This is a genomic window from Fusobacterium ulcerans ATCC 49185, assembly GCF_900683735.1.
Taxonomy (GTDB): Bacteria; Fusobacteriota; Fusobacteriia; order Fusobacteriales; family Fusobacteriaceae; genus Fusobacterium_A; species Fusobacterium_A ulcerans_A.
Window position 1 is genome coordinate 2,337,838 of record NZ_LR215979.1, and the last position, 17,290, is coordinate 2,355,127.

The 17,290-nt window shown below is 23.5% G+C and carries 17 protein-coding genes; all 17 read right to left on the minus strand.

The genetic code is table 11. From position 1 onward, the window contains the following. Positions 1 to 281: 281 nt before the first annotated feature. The 17 genes from E0E45_RS17895 to E0E45_RS10525 all read right to left on the minus strand — a co-directional run bounded on the left by E0E45_RS17895 (position 282) and on the right by E0E45_RS10525 (position 17,255). On the minus strand, positions 282 to 467 hold the full coding sequence (locus E0E45_RS17895) for a hypothetical protein (RefSeq protein WP_232044104.1): 186 nt from the start codon (positions 465 to 467) through the stop codon (positions 282 to 284). Further along, entirely contained in the window at positions 468 to 713 is a 246-nt protein-coding gene (locus E0E45_RS10455) for a glycosyltransferase family 9 protein (protein ID WP_130891105.1), read from the minus strand. It abuts the gene before it with no gap. Between the two features lie 222 nt (positions 714 to 935). Beyond that, positions 936 to 1,058, minus strand: a complete 123-nt coding sequence (locus E0E45_RS18050; protein WP_269472038.1) for a hypothetical protein — start codon at positions 1,056 to 1,058, stop codon at positions 936 to 938. Between the two features lie 59 nt (positions 1,059 to 1,117). Next, complete coding sequence (locus E0E45_RS10460) at positions 1,118 to 1,561, minus strand: glycosyltransferase family 9 protein (protein WP_130891106.1); 444 nt, start codon at positions 1,559 to 1,561, stop codon at positions 1,118 to 1,120. Between the two features lie 86 nt (positions 1,562 to 1,647). Then, positions 1,648 to 2,391: a LicD family protein gene (locus E0E45_RS10465; protein WP_130891107.1), complete on the minus strand. Its 744-nt coding sequence runs from the start codon at positions 2,389 to 2,391 to the stop codon at positions 1,648 to 1,650. 38 nt (positions 2,392 to 2,429) lie between these two features. Next, complete coding sequence (locus E0E45_RS10470) at positions 2,430 to 3,545, minus strand: glycosyltransferase family 9 protein (RefSeq protein WP_130891108.1); 1,116 nt, start codon at positions 3,543 to 3,545, stop codon at positions 2,430 to 2,432. A 1,033-nt stretch (positions 3,546 to 4,578) separates the two neighbouring features. Then, complete coding sequence (locus E0E45_RS10475) at positions 4,579 to 5,325, minus strand: LicD family protein (protein ID WP_130891109.1); 747 nt, start codon at positions 5,323 to 5,325, stop codon at positions 4,579 to 4,581. Between the two features lie 429 nt (positions 5,326 to 5,754). Next, positions 5,755 to 6,915, minus strand: a complete 1,161-nt coding sequence (locus E0E45_RS10480; RefSeq protein ID WP_130891110.1) for a dTDP-glucose 4,6-dehydratase — start codon at positions 6,913 to 6,915, stop codon at positions 5,755 to 5,757. Further along, complete coding sequence (gene rfbD, locus E0E45_RS10485; protein ID WP_130891111.1) at positions 6,916 to 8,343, minus strand: dTDP-4-dehydrorhamnose reductase; 1,428 nt, start codon at positions 8,341 to 8,343, stop codon at positions 6,916 to 6,918. A gap of 56 nt (positions 8,344 to 8,399) precedes the next feature. Beyond that, on the minus strand, positions 8,400 to 9,230 hold the full coding sequence (locus tag E0E45_RS17700) for an O-antigen ligase family protein (RefSeq protein ID WP_172604183.1): 831 nt from the start codon (positions 9,228 to 9,230) through the stop codon (positions 8,400 to 8,402). Between the two features lie 547 nt (positions 9,231 to 9,777). Beyond that, a complete protein-coding gene (locus E0E45_RS10495) occupies positions 9,778 to 10,707 on the minus strand; it encodes a glycosyltransferase (protein WP_130891113.1) in 930 nt (309 codons plus the stop codon). Beyond that, entirely contained in the window at positions 10,694 to 11,869 is a 1,176-nt protein-coding gene (locus E0E45_RS10500) for a glycosyltransferase family 4 protein (protein WP_130891114.1), read from the minus strand. The genes E0E45_RS10495 and E0E45_RS10500 overlap by 14 nt, the downstream gene beginning before the upstream one ends. A 77-nt stretch (positions 11,870 to 11,946) precedes the next feature. Continuing rightward, on the minus strand, positions 11,947 to 12,909 hold the full coding sequence (locus tag E0E45_RS10505) for a glycosyltransferase family 9 protein (protein ID WP_172604184.1): 963 nt from the start codon (positions 12,907 to 12,909) through the stop codon (positions 11,947 to 11,949). Between the two features lie 169 nt (positions 12,910 to 13,078). Continuing rightward, positions 13,079 to 13,828: a lipopolysaccharide core heptose(II) kinase RfaY gene (locus E0E45_RS10510; protein WP_130891116.1), complete on the minus strand. Its 750-nt coding sequence runs from the start codon at positions 13,826 to 13,828 to the stop codon at positions 13,079 to 13,081. 17 nt (positions 13,829 to 13,845) lie between these two features. Next, positions 13,846 to 15,033, minus strand: coding sequence for a glycosyltransferase (locus tag E0E45_RS10515; RefSeq protein ID WP_130891117.1), 1,188 nt, complete (start codon positions 15,031 to 15,033; stop codon positions 13,846 to 13,848). Then, positions 15,034 to 16,122: a glycosyltransferase family 9 protein gene (locus E0E45_RS10520; RefSeq protein WP_130891118.1), complete on the minus strand. Its 1,089-nt coding sequence runs from the start codon at positions 16,120 to 16,122 to the stop codon at positions 15,034 to 15,036. Then, positions 16,119 to 17,255, minus strand: coding sequence for a glycosyltransferase family 9 protein (locus E0E45_RS10525; protein ID WP_130891119.1), 1,137 nt, complete (start codon positions 17,253 to 17,255; stop codon positions 16,119 to 16,121). Before E0E45_RS10525 ends, E0E45_RS10520 begins: the two co-directional genes overlap by 4 nt. Positions 17,256 to 17,290 lie beyond the last annotated feature (35 nt).

Consider the following 17,290-nt stretch of genomic DNA (forward strand, 5'->3'; position numbering starts at 1 on the left):
TCTTTTCCCAAATCTTTTATCTTGCCTTTTTTTTCTTTAAATTAGGTATAGAATTATGAATCCACACTATTTTCTTTTTGATGTCTAATTTTTCTATATACTTTGAAGCTCCTCCATCAAAATCTATTACGATATCTATTTCTCCAAGTTTTTAATATCTGCTGCATATTCTTATACATAATTCTATTTTTTTTTCCATCATCAAATTATACATCAACTTATACGCAATATTTTTCTTTCTTACTTTTATTTTTCTGTTTCTCTTATGAGTTTTTCTGGTTTTAGGAAAAATATTGTATATCTTTTGGTATATCTCTTTCAAATATATTTTTTTTTCCACAATCATCATCTATCACAAGATAAATATCAAATTTTTCTTTATCAATAGTTTGAAGAACTTCTATTAAGACTCTTTCAAGTCCTCCCATTCTTAAACTTCCACTTCTGAATATGACTTTCTTTTTCATTTATACCTTCCATTTTAATTTATCTATTATTTCTTTAATATCTCTTTTCATTTCTTCTTTATCAAAATCTTTTATCCATCTTCTGTCTTTACACTTTATTACATAACTCAATTCTGATTTTGGTGAAAAATATTCTATACTGTTTTCATTATCTGGAAATATTGAAATTACTGGTATATTATATGCTGAAGCTATATGTACCACTCCAGTATCTACACTTACCAATATATTTGTGTATTTTATCATTGCTGCTGCTTCTAATATATCTTCTGTTTTTCACAAATTTTTATTCTCTCTTCATTCCACTTTTTATCTCTTTTTTTCTAATTCTTCATATTTATCTGGCAGCGCCATCACATATACAAATTTTTTTTCATTTATTTCTATAAGTTTTTACAACTTTCTTTTTCACTTCTTCTATTGATAAATTTTTCTTTATATTTCCACCTGTATAATTAAAAATTATATTTATATTTTTTTAGGAAAATAATCCTTATATTTTTCTTCTGTTTCTCCTAAAAATAATTCATATTTTCTATTCTCTACTTTCTTCCCTAATGCTTCTATTCCTGCTAAACTAATATCTCTCATATGATTACTTTTTTTTTGTTTCTATATATCTATCAAAAAAAATAGTTAATTCATCTTTTTTATTCCATGTTTTTTTCTTCTCTAAATACTCCCACACTATATCTTGGTTTCATTATTTTCAAAGCAAATATGCTATAAAATCTTAATCCACTAGTAAAATCAAAATATAGATCATACTTTTTCCTTTTTAACAGTGCATCATACCAAGAAGATAAAATTCTTAATATTTTCACTCTATGTACAAATCTGCTTCCCCTTTTTGTTTCTATAACATTTAAGTAGGGACAATTTTTAAACAATGGTGTTACTATCTTATCTAGATAAACATCTATTTCTGCCTCTGGAAAAAAATCATGCAATTCTCTGATCAATGGTGTTTCACATACCATATCTCCTATTCTTCCACCAGGAATTAATATTCTTCTTATACTTTTTAACTCTATATCTTTTTCTTTTTTCTTCATTCCTGCTAATCTTATAAAAAAACCTCTGCTCTTACTCATTCTCTTCTCCCATAATTTTAGAATATTTTTTTTATTATTTTCAATTTAGATATATCAAAGTTTTTCCCTCATTTTTATTCTATTTGTTATATAATTTTATTTATCAAATGATGGCATTCTCTCTCAGATTCAGGTGGTATTTTTAAATAATCTCCATATACTTCTTTTAAATATGCATCATAATTATTTGGAACACTATATAATTTCCCCTCAAACTCTAATTTTTTTAATGGATAAAAATCATCAAATGGCAAAAGTACTAAATTAAAATGTGCCTCTAATCCTCTTCCAACATATAAAGGGTTCTTATTCGAAATAATAAAATTTAAAAAGAATTTTTTTCTAAATACTTTTCTTAAAATCTGTGAACGCCAAAATTTAGAGATATTTTTTAAATTGAATTTCTTTTTTCCTTTTTCATTTCTTTCGCTTGTTAAATTAATAAAGTATTTATCTATAAATTTCATTAATTTTATATTAGAATAATAATCAAAAGGAAAAATATCTATAGCTATCTTCTTTTTTTCTAATTTATCATTAATAATATAATTTTTTTTACTAAATATATTTAAACTTCTATTTTTAAAAAATTTTATTGAAATCTCAGGGTGGTCTTCATAATTTTTATAAATAGAGAGTAATTTATTATAATTTTTTCTATCCATCCCTATATCAATATCATCATCCCATGGAATAAAGCCTTTATGTCTTACTGCCCCTAATAAAGTTCCAAAATCTAACCAGTATTCTATTTCATTTTCATCGCAGATCTCTGCAAATTGATCTAACATTTTCTTTTCTATCAGTTGCAGCTTTCTAAGTTCAGTCATTTTTCCTCCAAAAATATTTATATATATTTTTATACTTTTTAAATATTCTCTATCTCTCTTTCAATCTCTCTTATATCAAATCTATTGATATTTGCTTCTTCCCCATTTTTAACTTCAAAGTCTTTAGAAAATATTTGTACTGCTCCTCTATAATTAGGTGCCCATAAATATCTATTTACTTCATTTTCTACTCTATTATCTAACCTATAAATTCCTATCAATTTTCTTTTAAAAGCTGCTGCTATATGCACTATTGATGTATCTGGTGTTATCACTAAGTCTGCTTTACTTATCAAATATGATGTCTCTATTATATTTTCTAATTCTGGAAAAATTACATCCTTTCCCAATTCTTTTATTATATTTTCAAGTTCTTTCTTTCTTTTTCCTTCTCCTATAAAAATCAAAATATTATTTTTATTTTTAAGAACTATCTTTCCTATTTTTAATATATTTTCTAGACTTATGTCCCTATGTTTACTCGCTGCAAATGGATTAAATACAATTATTTTTTTATGATTTATACTTTTTAATAAATCATTAACTTTATTCTTTTGCTTCTCAGTAAAAAATAGTTCATAATTAATATTGATATCTGTTATTCCTATTTTTTCTAATATACCTCTATATATTTCAGTTATATGAATATATCCTTCTGGTTTTGAATATGATATATCAAACAAATTCCAATTTTCTTTATTTAATCCCATATTGAATCTTGCTTCAGATAAATTTATTAACATCATTTGATTTACTCTTAACATCTCTGAAAAATCTATTAACAAGTCATATTTTTCTTCTGATATTTTAGAAGCTAATTTTTTTATATTTTTTCTATCTTTTTTATATTCATATATTTTATCCACATTTGGATTAGTTTCTATTATTGCTTTTGCTCCTTCTTTTGTTACTACTCCTATTTCTACATATGGATATCTTTTCTTTATCTCTCTAAACATCAGAGTATTTATTACCATATCTCCTATTTTTCCATCATATCTTAAAAAAAGAACTTTTCTTATATTATTATTTTCAATAAAATTTCCTGATTTTATTTCTTCTTTGTTTAGTTTTCTATCCCAAATATATTTCCCTATTTTTAATCTTTTCTCTCTCATATAATCTTGAAATACTCTATTTATTTTTCTTAACATAAGCTCCCCTAAAAAAAATTATATATTATTTTTATTTTTCTAATTTTATTCACTTTTAAAGATTATAAAATATTTTTCAAATAAAATTATACATTATATAGTTATTTTTTTCTACTTTTAAAATTAATAAACTTTTTAAATTTGTTAATTATTATTCTTTAAAACAAAAATTTCATTTATAAAAATATTTCATTTTTATAAAAATAATAAACCATAAAAATCAATCATATTTCAATAATAACCTTTAAGATTAATTTTAAACTTTTTTGCAATATAATTATGTTAAAATTGTGTTTCAAAGAAATTCATATTCTTTTTTAAACTTATTCATTCTTTATTCATTTTAATTTTTGATTATTTTTATTTTTACTGAGTATATACCCTCTTTTTAGTTCTCTTTTATTTAAAAGGCGAACTTTTATTTTTTAGAACAATTTGTTTTAAAATTCAACTTTTAGAAAACGAATAAAATTAAGGAATAAAGGAAGTAGTGATGTAATATTTTACTATTTTTATTTATAAATGTCAATTTTAATAAAATTAAATAGAGAATTCAATTCTATAAAAATAAGAATTTTAGACATAAATTGAACAGGACGTTATTAAATAAAAGAGAACTTTTTTTTATTTTTATGTTTATTCTAAAAACAAAAATAAACTGGCTTTTCAGCCAATCTAATATAATTATTTCTGGATAGATATCAAAAAAAAAATATATAATATTGTAAGATTTTTATTTCTAGAACTAATCATAAATATTCTAAAAATTTAAATTAGCGATAGTTAAATAATATCTTTAAAATAGTGATGGTTATCTAACTACAGTTAAATATTTGAAAATTAAAATTGAGTTTAATTTACTTGAAGAAAAGATTGAGTATTTAAGAATGGAGAATGAATTTTTTTAAAACTGAATAAAATATTGAAATAATAAAAATTACATAGACTTTTACAGCAATGAAAAAATTCTCAAAAATTAAATGGCTTGAATCTGGTAGAATACCGTTTTCAAACCATTTAGTTAATCTATTTTTTATATAATTTTCTCAACTCCATGTGGAGAAATTCTCTCTTCTTTTGGTGGAAGCTCCATATAATTTCCATATATTTTTTCTAAATACATGTGATAGTTTTTAGGAACCTTATAAAATGAACCTTCAAACTCTAATTCTTCTAATGGATAAAATTCATCTGTAGGTAAAAGCATAAGCTTAAAATGTGAGTCAATACCACGGCCTACATATGAAGATTTCTGCTTTGAAGTTATCCAGTTTATAAAAAAATTTTTTCTAAAAATATTTCTCATAATTTGTGATCGAATAAATTTAAAAAAGTTTTGAAAATTATTTTTATAATTTCCATTTTTATTTTTTTTTTCACGAATTAATTCAATAAAATAATCATCAATAAATTTCACTAAAGAATAATTGGAATAATAATCAAAAGGTAAAATATCGATAGCTATTTTTTTTGTTTTTCCTTTTTTATTTATTATAAAATTACATTTATTTTCTAACTTTAAAAATTTTTTTCTATGAATTACTAAAGAAAAGTCTGGGTGGTTTTGATATTTTTTATAAATATTCAACAATTTATTATAATTTTTTCTATCCAGAGCTATATCTATATCATCATCCCAAGGAATAAAACCTTTATGTCTAACAGCACCTAGCAATGTTCCAAAATCTAACCAATATTCTATATTATTTTCTGTACAAATTTTTACAAAATATTCTAACATTTCTTTCTCGATTGATTGTAATTTTTCTAGTTCTTTCATTCTTTCCCCTCACTAATTGTTTTTCTTAAATTATGTAGACTTACTTCTTTTACTATCTTTAAATTATAGATATCTTAATAAAAAATACCTTTCATTCTAAATAATTTTCTTTTCTCAAATACCACCTTATTGTTTTTTATATTCCTTTATCAAATGATGTTTCTAAATACTCCTATATTTTATCTGAATCTATTGCATATCTCGCATCATGTCCTAATATATCCTGTACAAGAATTTATCAAATCATATGATTATTTCGCTCTATTTAAAAAAATAATTAATAAAAGACTAATTTAAATATTAATAATTATCTTTAAATTTAATTCTAAACTTTTTCAGCAATATATTTATGTTGAAATTATGTTTCCTAATACAAAAAAGAGAATGGCTTTTAAAGCAATCTCTTTACTTGTTTTTTATTTAATTTTATTATTTACTTAAAACTTTTTCTACCCATCCTTGATTATCTAGATACCATCTTATTGTCTTTTCTATTCCTTCATCAAAAGATGTCTCTGGATACCACCCTAATTCTGTTACTATCTTTTCTGGGTCTATTGCATATCTTGCATCATGACCCAGTCTATCCTGTACATAGCTTATCAAATCATATGATATATTTTCTACATCAGTTTTTAATACCTTTCTGTACTCTGGTTCCTCTTTCATTATCTTAGCTATAGTATCTATTGTTAGTTTTACTATATTTATATTTTTTTCTTCATTAAAACCGCCAATATTATATACTTCCCCTAATCTTCCATTATTTATTACCATATCTACTGCTTTATTATGATCTTTTACATACAGCCAGTCTCTTACATTGCTTCCATCTCCATATACTGGCAGTTTCTTGCCTTCCAGTATATTTTTTATAATAAGTGGTATCAGCTTTTCTGGAAACTGATATGGTCCATAGTTATTTGAACATCTTGTTATATTCATTGGAAATTTATATGTTTCTGCATATGCTCTTACTATCATATCGCTTGATGTTTTTGAGGCTGAATATGGTGATCTAGGATCCAATGGTGTTTCCTCTGTAAAGAATTTATCTCCATATGTTTTCAGATTCTTTCTTCCTTCTGCTACTTTCTTTACTCTATTATCAAGCACAAGCTCTTTTGCTTCTGTATAGTCTTTTGAAAGTGAACCGTATACTTCATCTGTAGATATATGTAAAAATTTTTTTCCTTCTTTATACACAGGATATCCATTTTCATCTCTTCCTATACTCCAGAATTTCTTAGATGCTTCCAACAGGTTTTGTGTTCCCAATATATTTGTTTCCAAAAATATCTGAGGATTTGATATACTTCTGTCTACATGAGATTCTGCTGCAAAGTTTACTACATAGTCTATTTCATATCTGGAAAATATATCTTCCACCAATTCTCTATTGCAGATATCTCCTTTTACAAATTCTACTTTTTTAGAATCTATTTCCTCTTGTATATTTTCAATATTTCCTGCATAAGTCAATTTATCTAAAACTATTATTTTTATTTTCTCTTTGTACTTTTCAAGCATATATTTTACAAAATTTGTTCCTATGAAGCCTGCTGCCCCTGTTACAAGATATGTCTTCATCTATATCTCTCCCTTTTCTTTCATTTCTTCTAAAAATCTATCTATCCCACTTTTCCAATGTGGTATCTTTTTATTAATTATTTTTTCTATCTTACTACTATCTAACTTTGAGTATTCTGCCCTTTTTGCTGGTAATGGAAACTCTTCTGTCTTTGCTCTTTCAATTATTCCTTTCCAGCCTATTTTCTTTAATATATATTGGGCTTGTTCAAATTTAGAAGCTTCCCCATCATTTGATAGATGATACAATCCATACTTATCTGTCTGAATAAGCTCCCATGAGTATTCTGCTAGATCTTTTGAATATGTTGGAGAGGATATTTGATCATCTACTATTCTTAATTTATCTTTTCCTTTGCTCCAATTTATTACCTGTTTACAGAAATTATTATTCCCCATTCCAAATACCCATGATGTCCTTATTACAAAACTTTTTTTATACTCAAGAGAATATTTTTCTCCTTCTAGCTTTGCTTTTGAATATGTTGATAATGGATTTGGAATATCTTCTTCTATATATGGTATTTCCTTCTCTCCATCAAATACAAAGTCTGTTGAATATGTTACAAACACTATATTTTTTTCTTTACATATCTCTGCTAGATACTTAGGTACATGAGAATTTAAAGCATAGCATTTCTCTGGTTCTTCTTCTGCTTTGTCTACATTGTTATATGCAGCGCAGTTTATTATTATTGTAAAATCATTGTTATCTACAAACTCTTTTACTTTCTCTTTGTTAGTTACATCTAATTCTCTATAATCAGTAGCTGTATATTTTATTCCTATTTTATCAAAAAACTTTTGAAAATCCTGACCTAGCTGTCCATCTGCTCCTATAAGCAATACATTTTCTCCAATATATTTTTCTGTGTACTCCTTAAAAGATTGATGCTTTTTATCTTTTTCTGATAAAACTATATCCTTTTCTTTTAATCCATATTTTTCAAAATTCCAATTGATATTTATATCTTTATCATTCCACATTATTCCTGAATCATATTGAGATGCATAAAATTCATCACATTTATATTCTATTTCTGTATCATCTTCCAATGCTAAAAAACCATGAGCAAAACCTTTTGCTATATACAACATCTTTTTATTTTCTGCACTTAACTCAGTTCCACACCATTTTCCATATGTACTGCTACCTTTTCTTATATCAACTACAATATCAAATATTCTCCCTTTTATTACTCTTATAAGTTTTGCTTGAGAATGCTTATTTTGAAAATGAAGTCCTCTAAGAGTACCTTTTTTAGATTTAGAATGATTATCTTGTATAAAATTTGTTGTTACTCCTATTTTTTCAAATTCAGTTTTATTATATGACTCAAGAAAAAAGCCTCTATTATCTCCAAATACTAAAGGTTCGATTATATATATTCCTTGTAAGTTTGTTTCTAGTTTTTTTAATTTATTCATTAAAATATCTCCATATTTTCTTATTTTTATTCAATTATATCATATTAAAAAAATATTTATTCAATTTTAAAAATATTTTTGAATTTCCTTTTTATAATTTGACTTAGAAATTCAATACCATTATCATGAAATTGAAAAAGATTAAAAAACCACAGCAATACTATATAATATGGTATTCCTTCATTGTGTCTTGTCCATAAACTCCAAGACATTCCAGAAGCTAAAAAAGAAATTGAAGATACTAAAATTTGTAAAATTTCATTACTTTTAGTAATAAAATATTGTCTGCATATATCTATTGGTATCATTATTCCTAGAAAAAAAACAATAAATACTCCCAATATTCCATATTCTGCTAAAAAATCTATAAAAATATTATGTGTATCTGGAAATGTTTTAAGATAAATTTCTTTCGTTATTTTGATCTCATTATCGTTTTTTAAATATTTATTAGGATTAAAATCTGTATTTGAATATTCAATAAAATATTTTTGAGTATTTCCTCTACCACTACCAAATATAAAGTTATTTTTAAAAGTATATATTCCTGCATCTATTAGGTAATAACGACTTCTTGTAGAAAAATCATTTATTTTCAAAAAGCATTCTCCTATTTTTGGTGAAAATTGTAATCCTGAAATAATAATAAATAACAAAATTCCAGATACTATAATTCCTTTCCAACCCCTATTTAATATTATTCCTATTGCTATTCCTATTATTATTCCTCCAAGTGCTCCTCGTGCTCCAGCTTTTAATATGATCCAAATTCCTACAATAAAAGACATTAAGTTTATAAATTTTAAATATTTATTTTTCTCTAAAAATATTGAAAAAAAGGTATATGGAACTACTACTGAAAGAACTGATATTAAGTTACCTTTCATTTCATATACTCTCATTGTATTTATAACCTTAAAAAAAAGTCCAAATATAGTTAAAGGAAATATTTTCTTACATATAAATAATAAAATTTCATCTTTTATAAAAAGTATATTTAAAGAAAATGGAATTAATAAATAAATACTCTCTTTATAAAAAATTTTTAAACTTTCTATATTTCCTGGAGATAAATAACTCCATAATAATCCAATAAAAAACCATGTTGCTAGAATTATAGATAATTTACATAGTTTAAAATCAATTTTTTTATAATTACGAAATAAATTAATAATAGCTAAAAATAATAGAAACCTTATACTTTCATTTCTCATATTCCCATATTCATATATTAAGCTTACAAAAAATTTATAAAAAGCTCCTTGTTCAAACAAATTTATAATTTCTATTCCAGTTATATCTTTTTTCCTATAAATAAAATAACTTAAAGGAATTATTCCCAGTAATAATAATCCCTTGGTTCCAAATACTAGAATCAATAAAAATATAATCATTGAATATTTTAAAAATTTATCTTTATTTTTTAAATTGATTTCAAATAATCTCATTATTAAATCCAACCTTTTTTAATTTCAAATATCTTATTTTAGTTTTTAATCTTATTTCTTTGTTAAAAACTATTTTTTTTATTTTTAAAAAATTCTCTATATTTTTCCTTAATTCTTCTATTTCTATATTTTTTAATTTTTTATTATATTCTCTTATTAAGTAAACATAGTTTTCTAAAATATATTTTATAAAATAAATATCCTGTTTCTTATTTCTTTTTATTAGTTCTTCATAAACTTTTAAAGTATTCAAATAATAATATTCTTTTTTTTCATTAGAAAGACTGTTTTCTCTTTGATTATAATTATATAGTGAAATAGATATTTTTTTTACTTTTTGGCACCTTAATAAATATTCATAAATAAAAAGATAATCTTCTGCCCCTTTTAGTTCTGGAAATTTTAAATTATTCTTTATAATTATTTCTCTTTTAAAAACTTTATTCCATACAGCCGTATTAATATTATTTCTAAATATTTCATTTTCTATATTTTTATCAAATATTTCATCTTTTTGAAATCTTAAATCTACTGTCAATTTTTCTGCAAAAATCCAATTAAATCCAAAAATCAACATATCAAACCCTTTTATATTACTGAAAATTGTTTCAATAGTATTTTTTTCTATCCAGTCATCTCCATCAATAAAAAATATATATTTTCCTTTAGCTTTATTCGCTGCTAAATTTCTGACACTACTCAATCCTTCATTTTTTTTTGTTACTATTTCTGCTTTTAATCCTTTCTTTAAGAATTCTTCACATATTTTTAAAGACTCATCTGTTGAGCCATCATTAATCAATAAAATTTCATAATCATTTTTTACACTCTGATTTAATAAACTTTCTAAGCATTTAGGAAGATATTTTTCTATATTATATATTGCTACTGCTATAGTTAAATTAATTTCTTTCATTTTTTACTCCATTTTTTATAAGTTTTCTTCCCTCTTCTATAAATTTAAAAAGATTATGATTTTCCTTTATCTTATTCACAGATTCTAGAATTTCAAGTTTATTATAATTATCAAAACAATATTTTAACCCATTTTGAAACTCTTCTAATTTATCAAATCCATCTCCTAAAACTGTTCCTGTAAAATATCCATTATTCTTAGTTATATCATCTGGATTTTGACAACTTAATATTTTTAATCCATATGATATTGCTTCTAAAAAAGAAACTGGTATTGCTTCATGTATTGATGTATTTACAAGTACTTTAGCTTCTTTTAGTAATTTTTCTTTTTGTTCTCCTGAAACATGCCCCATAAATTTCAAATTTTCTATTCCTTTATATTTTTCTAATATTTCATTTATTTCATTACCTTGTCCACAAACATAGAATGTTTTTTCTGGAAAAAATTTTGCTAATTCAAAATATATCCATGGTCTCTTTACTGAAGTTAATCTTCCTAAAAATACAACTGAATCTTTTTTTAAATTAAAATCAATGTTATTTTGTATTTCTACTGGATTTGAAAAATATTTTATTTTAACATTTTTAGGCAACTTGTAGAGATCTATTGCTTTTTTCTTTAAATATTTTCCTTGAGATATTAATATAAGTCTATTTTCCATATTTAGTTTATTTAATAATTTTTGTATTTTTTCTTCCCATTTAGAATAATAATTTAAATAACTATTATATTCATTTGATAATGTAACACTTTTTATCTCTTCCCAATCATACCTAGGTCTAGGATCCTGAATCCAAAGTATTAATTTTTTGCTTTCTTCTCTTTTCAAAACTTCATAAGCTATTTTGCTCATTTCTATGCTCATATATATATCAAATTTTTGTTCTTTAAAAAATTTTTTTACTTTTGATAAATATATGAAATCAATATCAAATTTACTAGACCAATTTTTAGGTAAATAGTGTATTTTTATTCCATCTCTTATTATTGTTTTTGATTCTTTTTTTGAATTGCTGCCTATTATAACTTCTATTTCTATATCTTCTGAAGGTAAATATTTAGTAATATATTCCTTAGCTAGAATCCCATATCCTCCAAACCCACCTAAATCTTTATCATAAAATTCTTCAACTAAAAGTCCAACTTTTATTTTTTTCATTTTTTCCCTCTATTTATATTTTTTATTATTATATTTTTCTATTTTCCTTATCATTCTTTATCATTTAAATGATTTCATTAATATTCTTTAATTTCTTCCAAAGCTTTTTTAAAACTTTTTATAGATATATTATTTATTTCTTTATTTGGATAATTTTTATCTTCAAAATCATCCATTCTTTCTTTTTCTGGTCCTAAAATTTTTACCCAATCTGCTTCATGTTTAAATGGATTATTTAAATCTTTAAATAATGCTATTGTTTTTTTTCTTGATGAATAACTATAGTTATACAAACCTGAATCAAATCCTATAAATAATCTAGAATCTGCAATTATTTCAAATACTTCTTTTAAATTTGTTTTATTCACCAAATTTATTATTTTAATTCCTTTTAAACTTTCCATTAAATATTCTGCATATTCTAACTGTAATTTACCGTTTCCTACTAAATATATTTCTTCTTCTGGAAATTCCTTTTTTATTTCTTTTATATATTCTAACATCCTATATGGACTACATACTTTTTCTCTTGAAGTTGATCCTACTGCTATAACTATTCCTTCATTTTTTAAATTTGTATTTATTTTTAAATCTGGAATTAATTCGTCTTCCCTCAATTTTTTTTCAAGTATACCTTCTCCTATAGTCCTTATTTGACTTAATATTTTTTCAGTTCTATTTAACTCAATTACTTTTGTATAAAATTTATTATAAATTCTCACTGCTGGGTCTGTATCTAAAATTCCTATTCTTTCCTTAGATATTATATTCCCTACTACACTATCATTTGCATATTCAAGATTAACAAATATTTTTATTCCTAATCTATTTATTTCTAAAAACTTTCTTATTCTTTTTAATAAATTATATTTTTCCACTTTTGAAATTCCTATTACCTTATAATCTAATATTTCTCCTAATTGTTTATAGTTTTCTTGCATTAAAAAATAGACTTTATCTTTTCCAAATTTTTCTATTAATTTTTCTGATAATCTACTTCTTATTACTATGTCTCCTATTCCATCGGAAATTTTTATCAAAATTTTTTCTGGATTCTTTTTCTTTATAAAAAATAAAATTAAAAAAAATCTTGTTATATACATATTCAACAGATTTTTTATATATGACTTCTTCAAATAGTATTTTTTCTTCACCTATATCTTCCATTCCTTTAATCTTTTATTGCTTCTTTCAGAGAAATTAGTCATTTTATATCCTCCATCCTTTTTTTCTCAATTCTTTCTTTTTAGATTTTATCCATTCTATAAATTTTAGTTTTTTTATTTTTCTTATAAGTAAAATTACATAGTATGAAAAATCCTTGTTTTTTTTATAATATCTTTCTTCTACTTTATATTCTTTTTCTATTACCAATAAATCATTCTTCATTATAAAAAGATCATTCCATCTCTTAAAATAAAAATACTTTTCCTTTTTCCCTTGAGTATCTATTATTTTTATTCCATTTTTAGTTTTTATAAAATTTGAAGTATTTAAATCTCCATGATATATTTTTTCTTTATGTAATTTATTAATTATTTTCATTATCTTATCTATATCTGCAATAGTTTTTATTGGCTCTCCATCTACACATTCCATTAATATGTAACTTTCTTTTATAAAAATCTTTTTCTTTACAATAACTAAAAATGGAACTGCATATTCTGTAATTCCTTCTTTTATTCTTTCTCTCACATTTATCAAAGTATTCAATGCCTCTCCATTTTTTATTAAAGTTTGTATTTTTCTTTGAGGTATTATAGTTTCTGATTTAGGTGATTTTAATATATACTTCTTTCCTTCTACTTCTATTTTTACTACATAATTTCTTTCTGTATTTTTGTAAACTTCTAATTTTTCATACTGCTTATCAACTATTTTCTTTCCTAACTCTTTATAAAATATTTCTTTTTCTGGATAATATATATTATATTCTTTATACTTTTCATTTTTTATCATCTTAATTATCCTCTGTTCTAAATTTCTTCTATTAATTTTTCATATTCTTTCATCACATTTTTACTGTCAAATTCTTTTACTCTCTCTTTTATTAAATTTTCATATTCTTTTTTTAATTCTTGATTTTTTAAAATTTTCTCTATACTATCAGCAAGTTCTTCTTCATTTCCAACCTCAAATAAAATTCCACATTTTCCTTCTTTTAAAATATCTCTTGGACCTACTGGGCATCTTGAAGAAATTACTACTTTTCCTGAATACCCTGCTTCAACTAATACTAATCCAAATCCCTCAAATTTTGAACTATGTATAAAAAAATTAGAATTTTTCAGCCATACATATGGGTTTTTCATTCTTCCTAATAAAAATACTAAATTTTCTAACTGATATTCTTTTATCCATTCTTCTATTATTTTTTTAGAAGGTCCATCCCCTATAATATACAGCTTTTGTTCTATACCTTTATCTTTTAGTATTTTAAAACTCTTTAGAAGAGTATCATAATCTTTTTGAATAACATCTAACCTTGATATGGCAATACAATAATCTTCTTCTAACATTTTTATCTGTTCTTTTGTCAGTTCACTTTTATCTTCCATCAGCTTCTCTATTCTTTCAAAATTAAACGGATTATATATTCTGTTGACTTTTCCTTTCAAAGTTGGATATATATTTTCTATTTCTTCTTTCATTTCATCGCATATAGCTACTACTCTGTCATATTTTTCTAATCTTTTCCCAAATCTTTTTATCTTGCCTTCTTTTTTCTTTAAATTAGGTATAGAATTATGAATCCACACTATTTTCTTTTTGATGTCTAATTTTTCTATATACTTTGAAGCTCCTCCATCAAAATCTATTACGATATCTATTTCTCCAAGTTTTTTTAATATCTGCTGCATATTCTTATACATAATTCTATTTTCTTTTTCCATCATCAAATTATACATCAACTTATACGCAATATTTTTCTTTCTTACTTTATATTTTTCTGTTTCTCTTATGAGTTTTTCTGGTTTTAGGAAAAAATATTGTATATCTTTTGGTATATCTCTTTCAAATATATTTTCTTTTCCACAATCATCATCTATCACAAGATAAATATCAAATTTTTCTTTATCAATAGTTTGAAGAACTTCTATTAAGACTCTTTCAAGTCCTCCCATTCTTAAACTTCCACTTCTGAATATGACTTTCTTTTTCATTTATACCTTCCATTTTAATTTATCTATTATTTCTTTAATATCTCTTTTCATTTCTTCTTTATCAAAATCTTTTATCCATCTTCTGTCTTTACACTTTATTACATAACTCAATTCTGATTTTGGTGAAAAATATTCTATACTGTTTTCATTATCTGGAAATATTGAAATTACTGGTATATTATATGCTGAAGCTATATGTACCACTCCAGTATCTACACTTACCAATATATTTGTGTATTTTATCATTGCTGCTGCTTCTAATATATCTTCTGTTTTTTCACAAATTTTTATTCTCTCTTCATTCCACTTTTTTATCTCTTTTTCTAATTCTTCATATTTATCTGGCAGCGCCATCACATATACAATTATTTTTTCATTTATTTCTATAAGTTTTTTACAACTTTCTTTCACTTCTTCTATTGATAAATTTTTCTTTATATTTCCACCTGTATAATTAAAAATTATATTTATATTTTCTTTAGGAAAATAATCCTTATACTTTTCTTCTGTTTCTCCTAAAAATAATTCATATTTTCTATTCTCTACTTTCTTCCCTAATGCTTCTATTCCTGCTAAACTAATATCTCTCATATGATTACTTTTTTTTGTTTCTATATATCTATCAAAAATAGTTAATTCATCTTTTTTTATTCCATGTTTTTCTTCTCTAAATACTCCCACACTATATCTTGGTTTCATTATTTTCAAAGCAAATATGCTATAAAATCTTAATCCACTAGTAAAATCAAAATATAGATCATACTTTTTCCTTTTTAACAGTGCATCATACCAAGAAGATAAAATTCTTAATATTTTCACTCTATGTACAAATCTGCTTCCCCTTTTTGTTTCTATAACATTTAAGTAGGGACAATTTTTAAACAATGGTGTTACTATCTTATCTAGATAAACATCTATTTCTGCCTCTGGAAAAAAATCATGCAATTCTCTGATCAATGGTGTTTCACATACCATATCTCCTATTCTTCCACCAGGAATTAATATTCTTCTTATACTTTTTAACTCTATATCTTTTTCTTTTTTCTTCATTCCTGCTAATCTTATAAAAAAACCTCTGCTTTTACTCATATTTTCTCCTGCTTCCTAAGATATTTTCTTACCTCATTTTCAAGTTCTTGCATATCAAATTTATTTATATCTGCTTCTTCTCCATTTTTTACTTCCAAATCTTTAGAAAATATTTGTACAGATCCTTCATAATTAGGTGCCCATAAATATCTATTTATTTCATTTTCTTTTTTATTATCCAATCTATAAATTGCTATCAATTTTCTTTTAAAAGCTGCTGCTATATGTACTATTGATGTATCTGGTGTTATTACTAAATCAGCTTTGCTTATTAAATATGATGTCTCCATTATATTTTCTAATTCTGGAAAAACTGCTTCTTTTCCTAATTCTTTTATTACATTTTCAAGTTCTTTCTTTCTTATTTTTTCTCCTATAAAAATCAAAATATTATTTTCATCTTCAAGAACTATTTTTCCTATTTTTAATATGTTTTCTAAATTTAGGTCTCTATGTTTACTTGCTGCAAATGGATTAAATACAATTATTTTTTTATGATTTATACTTTTTAATAAATCATTAACTTTACCCTTTTGCTCCTCAGTAAAAAATAACTCATAATTAATATTGATATCTGTTATTCCTATTTTTTCTAATATACCTCTATATATTTCAGTTATATGAACATATCCTTCTGGTTTTGAATATGATATATCAAATAGACTCCACTCTTCTTTATTTAATCCCATATTAAATCTTGCTCTACACAAATTTATTAACATCATTTGATTTACTCTCAATACTTCTGAAAAATCTATTACTAAATCATATTTTTCTTCTGTTATTTTAGAAGCTAATTTTTTTATACTTTTTCTATCTTTTTGATATTCATATATTTTATCTACATTTGGATTATTTTCTATTATTGCTCTTGCTCCACCTTTCGTTACTACTCCTATTTTTATATGTGGATACTTTTTCTTTATTTCTCTAAACATCAAGGTATTTATTACCATATCTCCTATTTTTCCATCATATCTCATAAATAATATTTTTTTTATATTATTATTTTCAATAAAATTTCCTGATTTTATCTCTTCTTTATCCTTTTTTTTATCATATAAATATCTTCCTATCTTCAATCTTTTCTCTCTCATGCAATCTTGAAATACTCTATTTATTTTCTTCAACATAAATTTCTCTCCCAATTTTCATTTAACCCAAAAAT

Coding starts and splice junctions, on each gene's coding strand:
- E0E45_RS17895 (WP_232044104.1), bottom strand. CDS start 467: ATGAAAAAGAAAGTCATATTCAGAAGTGGAAGTTTAAGAATGGGAGGA.
- E0E45_RS10455 (WP_130891105.1), bottom strand. CDS start 713: ATGATAAAATACACAAATATATTGGTAAGTGTAGATACTGGAGTGGTA.
- E0E45_RS18050 (WP_269472038.1), bottom strand. CDS start 1,058: ATGAGAGATATTAGTTTAGCAGGAATAGAAGCATTAGGGAAGAAAGTA.
- E0E45_RS10460 (WP_130891106.1), bottom strand. CDS start 1,561: ATGAGTAAGAGCAGAGGTTTTTTTATAAGATTAGCAGGAATGAAGAAA.
- E0E45_RS10465 (WP_130891107.1), bottom strand. CDS start 2,391: ATGACTGAACTTAGAAAGCTGCAACTGATAGAAAAGAAAATGTTAGAT.
- E0E45_RS10470 (WP_130891108.1), bottom strand. CDS start 3,545: ATGTTAAGAAAAATAAATAGAGTATTTCAAGATTATATGAGAGAGAAA.
- E0E45_RS10475 (WP_130891109.1), bottom strand. CDS start 5,325: ATGAAAGAACTAGAAAAATTACAATCAATCGAGAAAGAAATGTTAGAA.
- E0E45_RS10480 (WP_130891110.1), bottom strand. CDS start 6,915: ATGAAGACATATCTTGTAACAGGGGCAGCAGGCTTCATAGGAACAAAT.
- rfbD (WP_130891111.1), bottom strand. CDS start 8,343: ATGAATAAATTAAAAAAACTAGAAACAAACTTACAAGGAATATATATA.
- E0E45_RS17700 (WP_172604183.1), bottom strand. CDS start 9,230: ATGAAAGGTAACTTAATATCAGTTCTTTCAGTAGTAGTTCCATATACC.
- E0E45_RS10495 (WP_130891113.1), bottom strand. CDS start 10,707: ATGAAAGAAATTAATTTAACTATAGCAGTAGCAATATATAATATAGAA.
- E0E45_RS10500 (WP_130891114.1), bottom strand. CDS start 11,869: ATGAAAAAAATAAAAGTTGGACTTTTAGTTGAAGAATTTTATGATAAA.
- E0E45_RS10510 (WP_130891116.1), bottom strand. CDS start 13,828: ATGATAAAAAATGAAAAGTATAAAGAATATAATATATATTATCCAGAA.
- E0E45_RS10515 (WP_130891117.1), bottom strand. CDS start 15,033: ATGAAAAAGAAAGTCATATTCAGAAGTGGAAGTTTAAGAATGGGAGGA.
- E0E45_RS10520 (WP_130891118.1), bottom strand. CDS start 16,122: ATGAGTAAAAGCAGAGGTTTTTTTATAAGATTAGCAGGAATGAAGAAA.
- E0E45_RS10525 (WP_130891119.1), bottom strand. CDS start 17,255: ATGTTGAAGAAAATAAATAGAGTATTTCAAGATTGCATGAGAGAGAAA.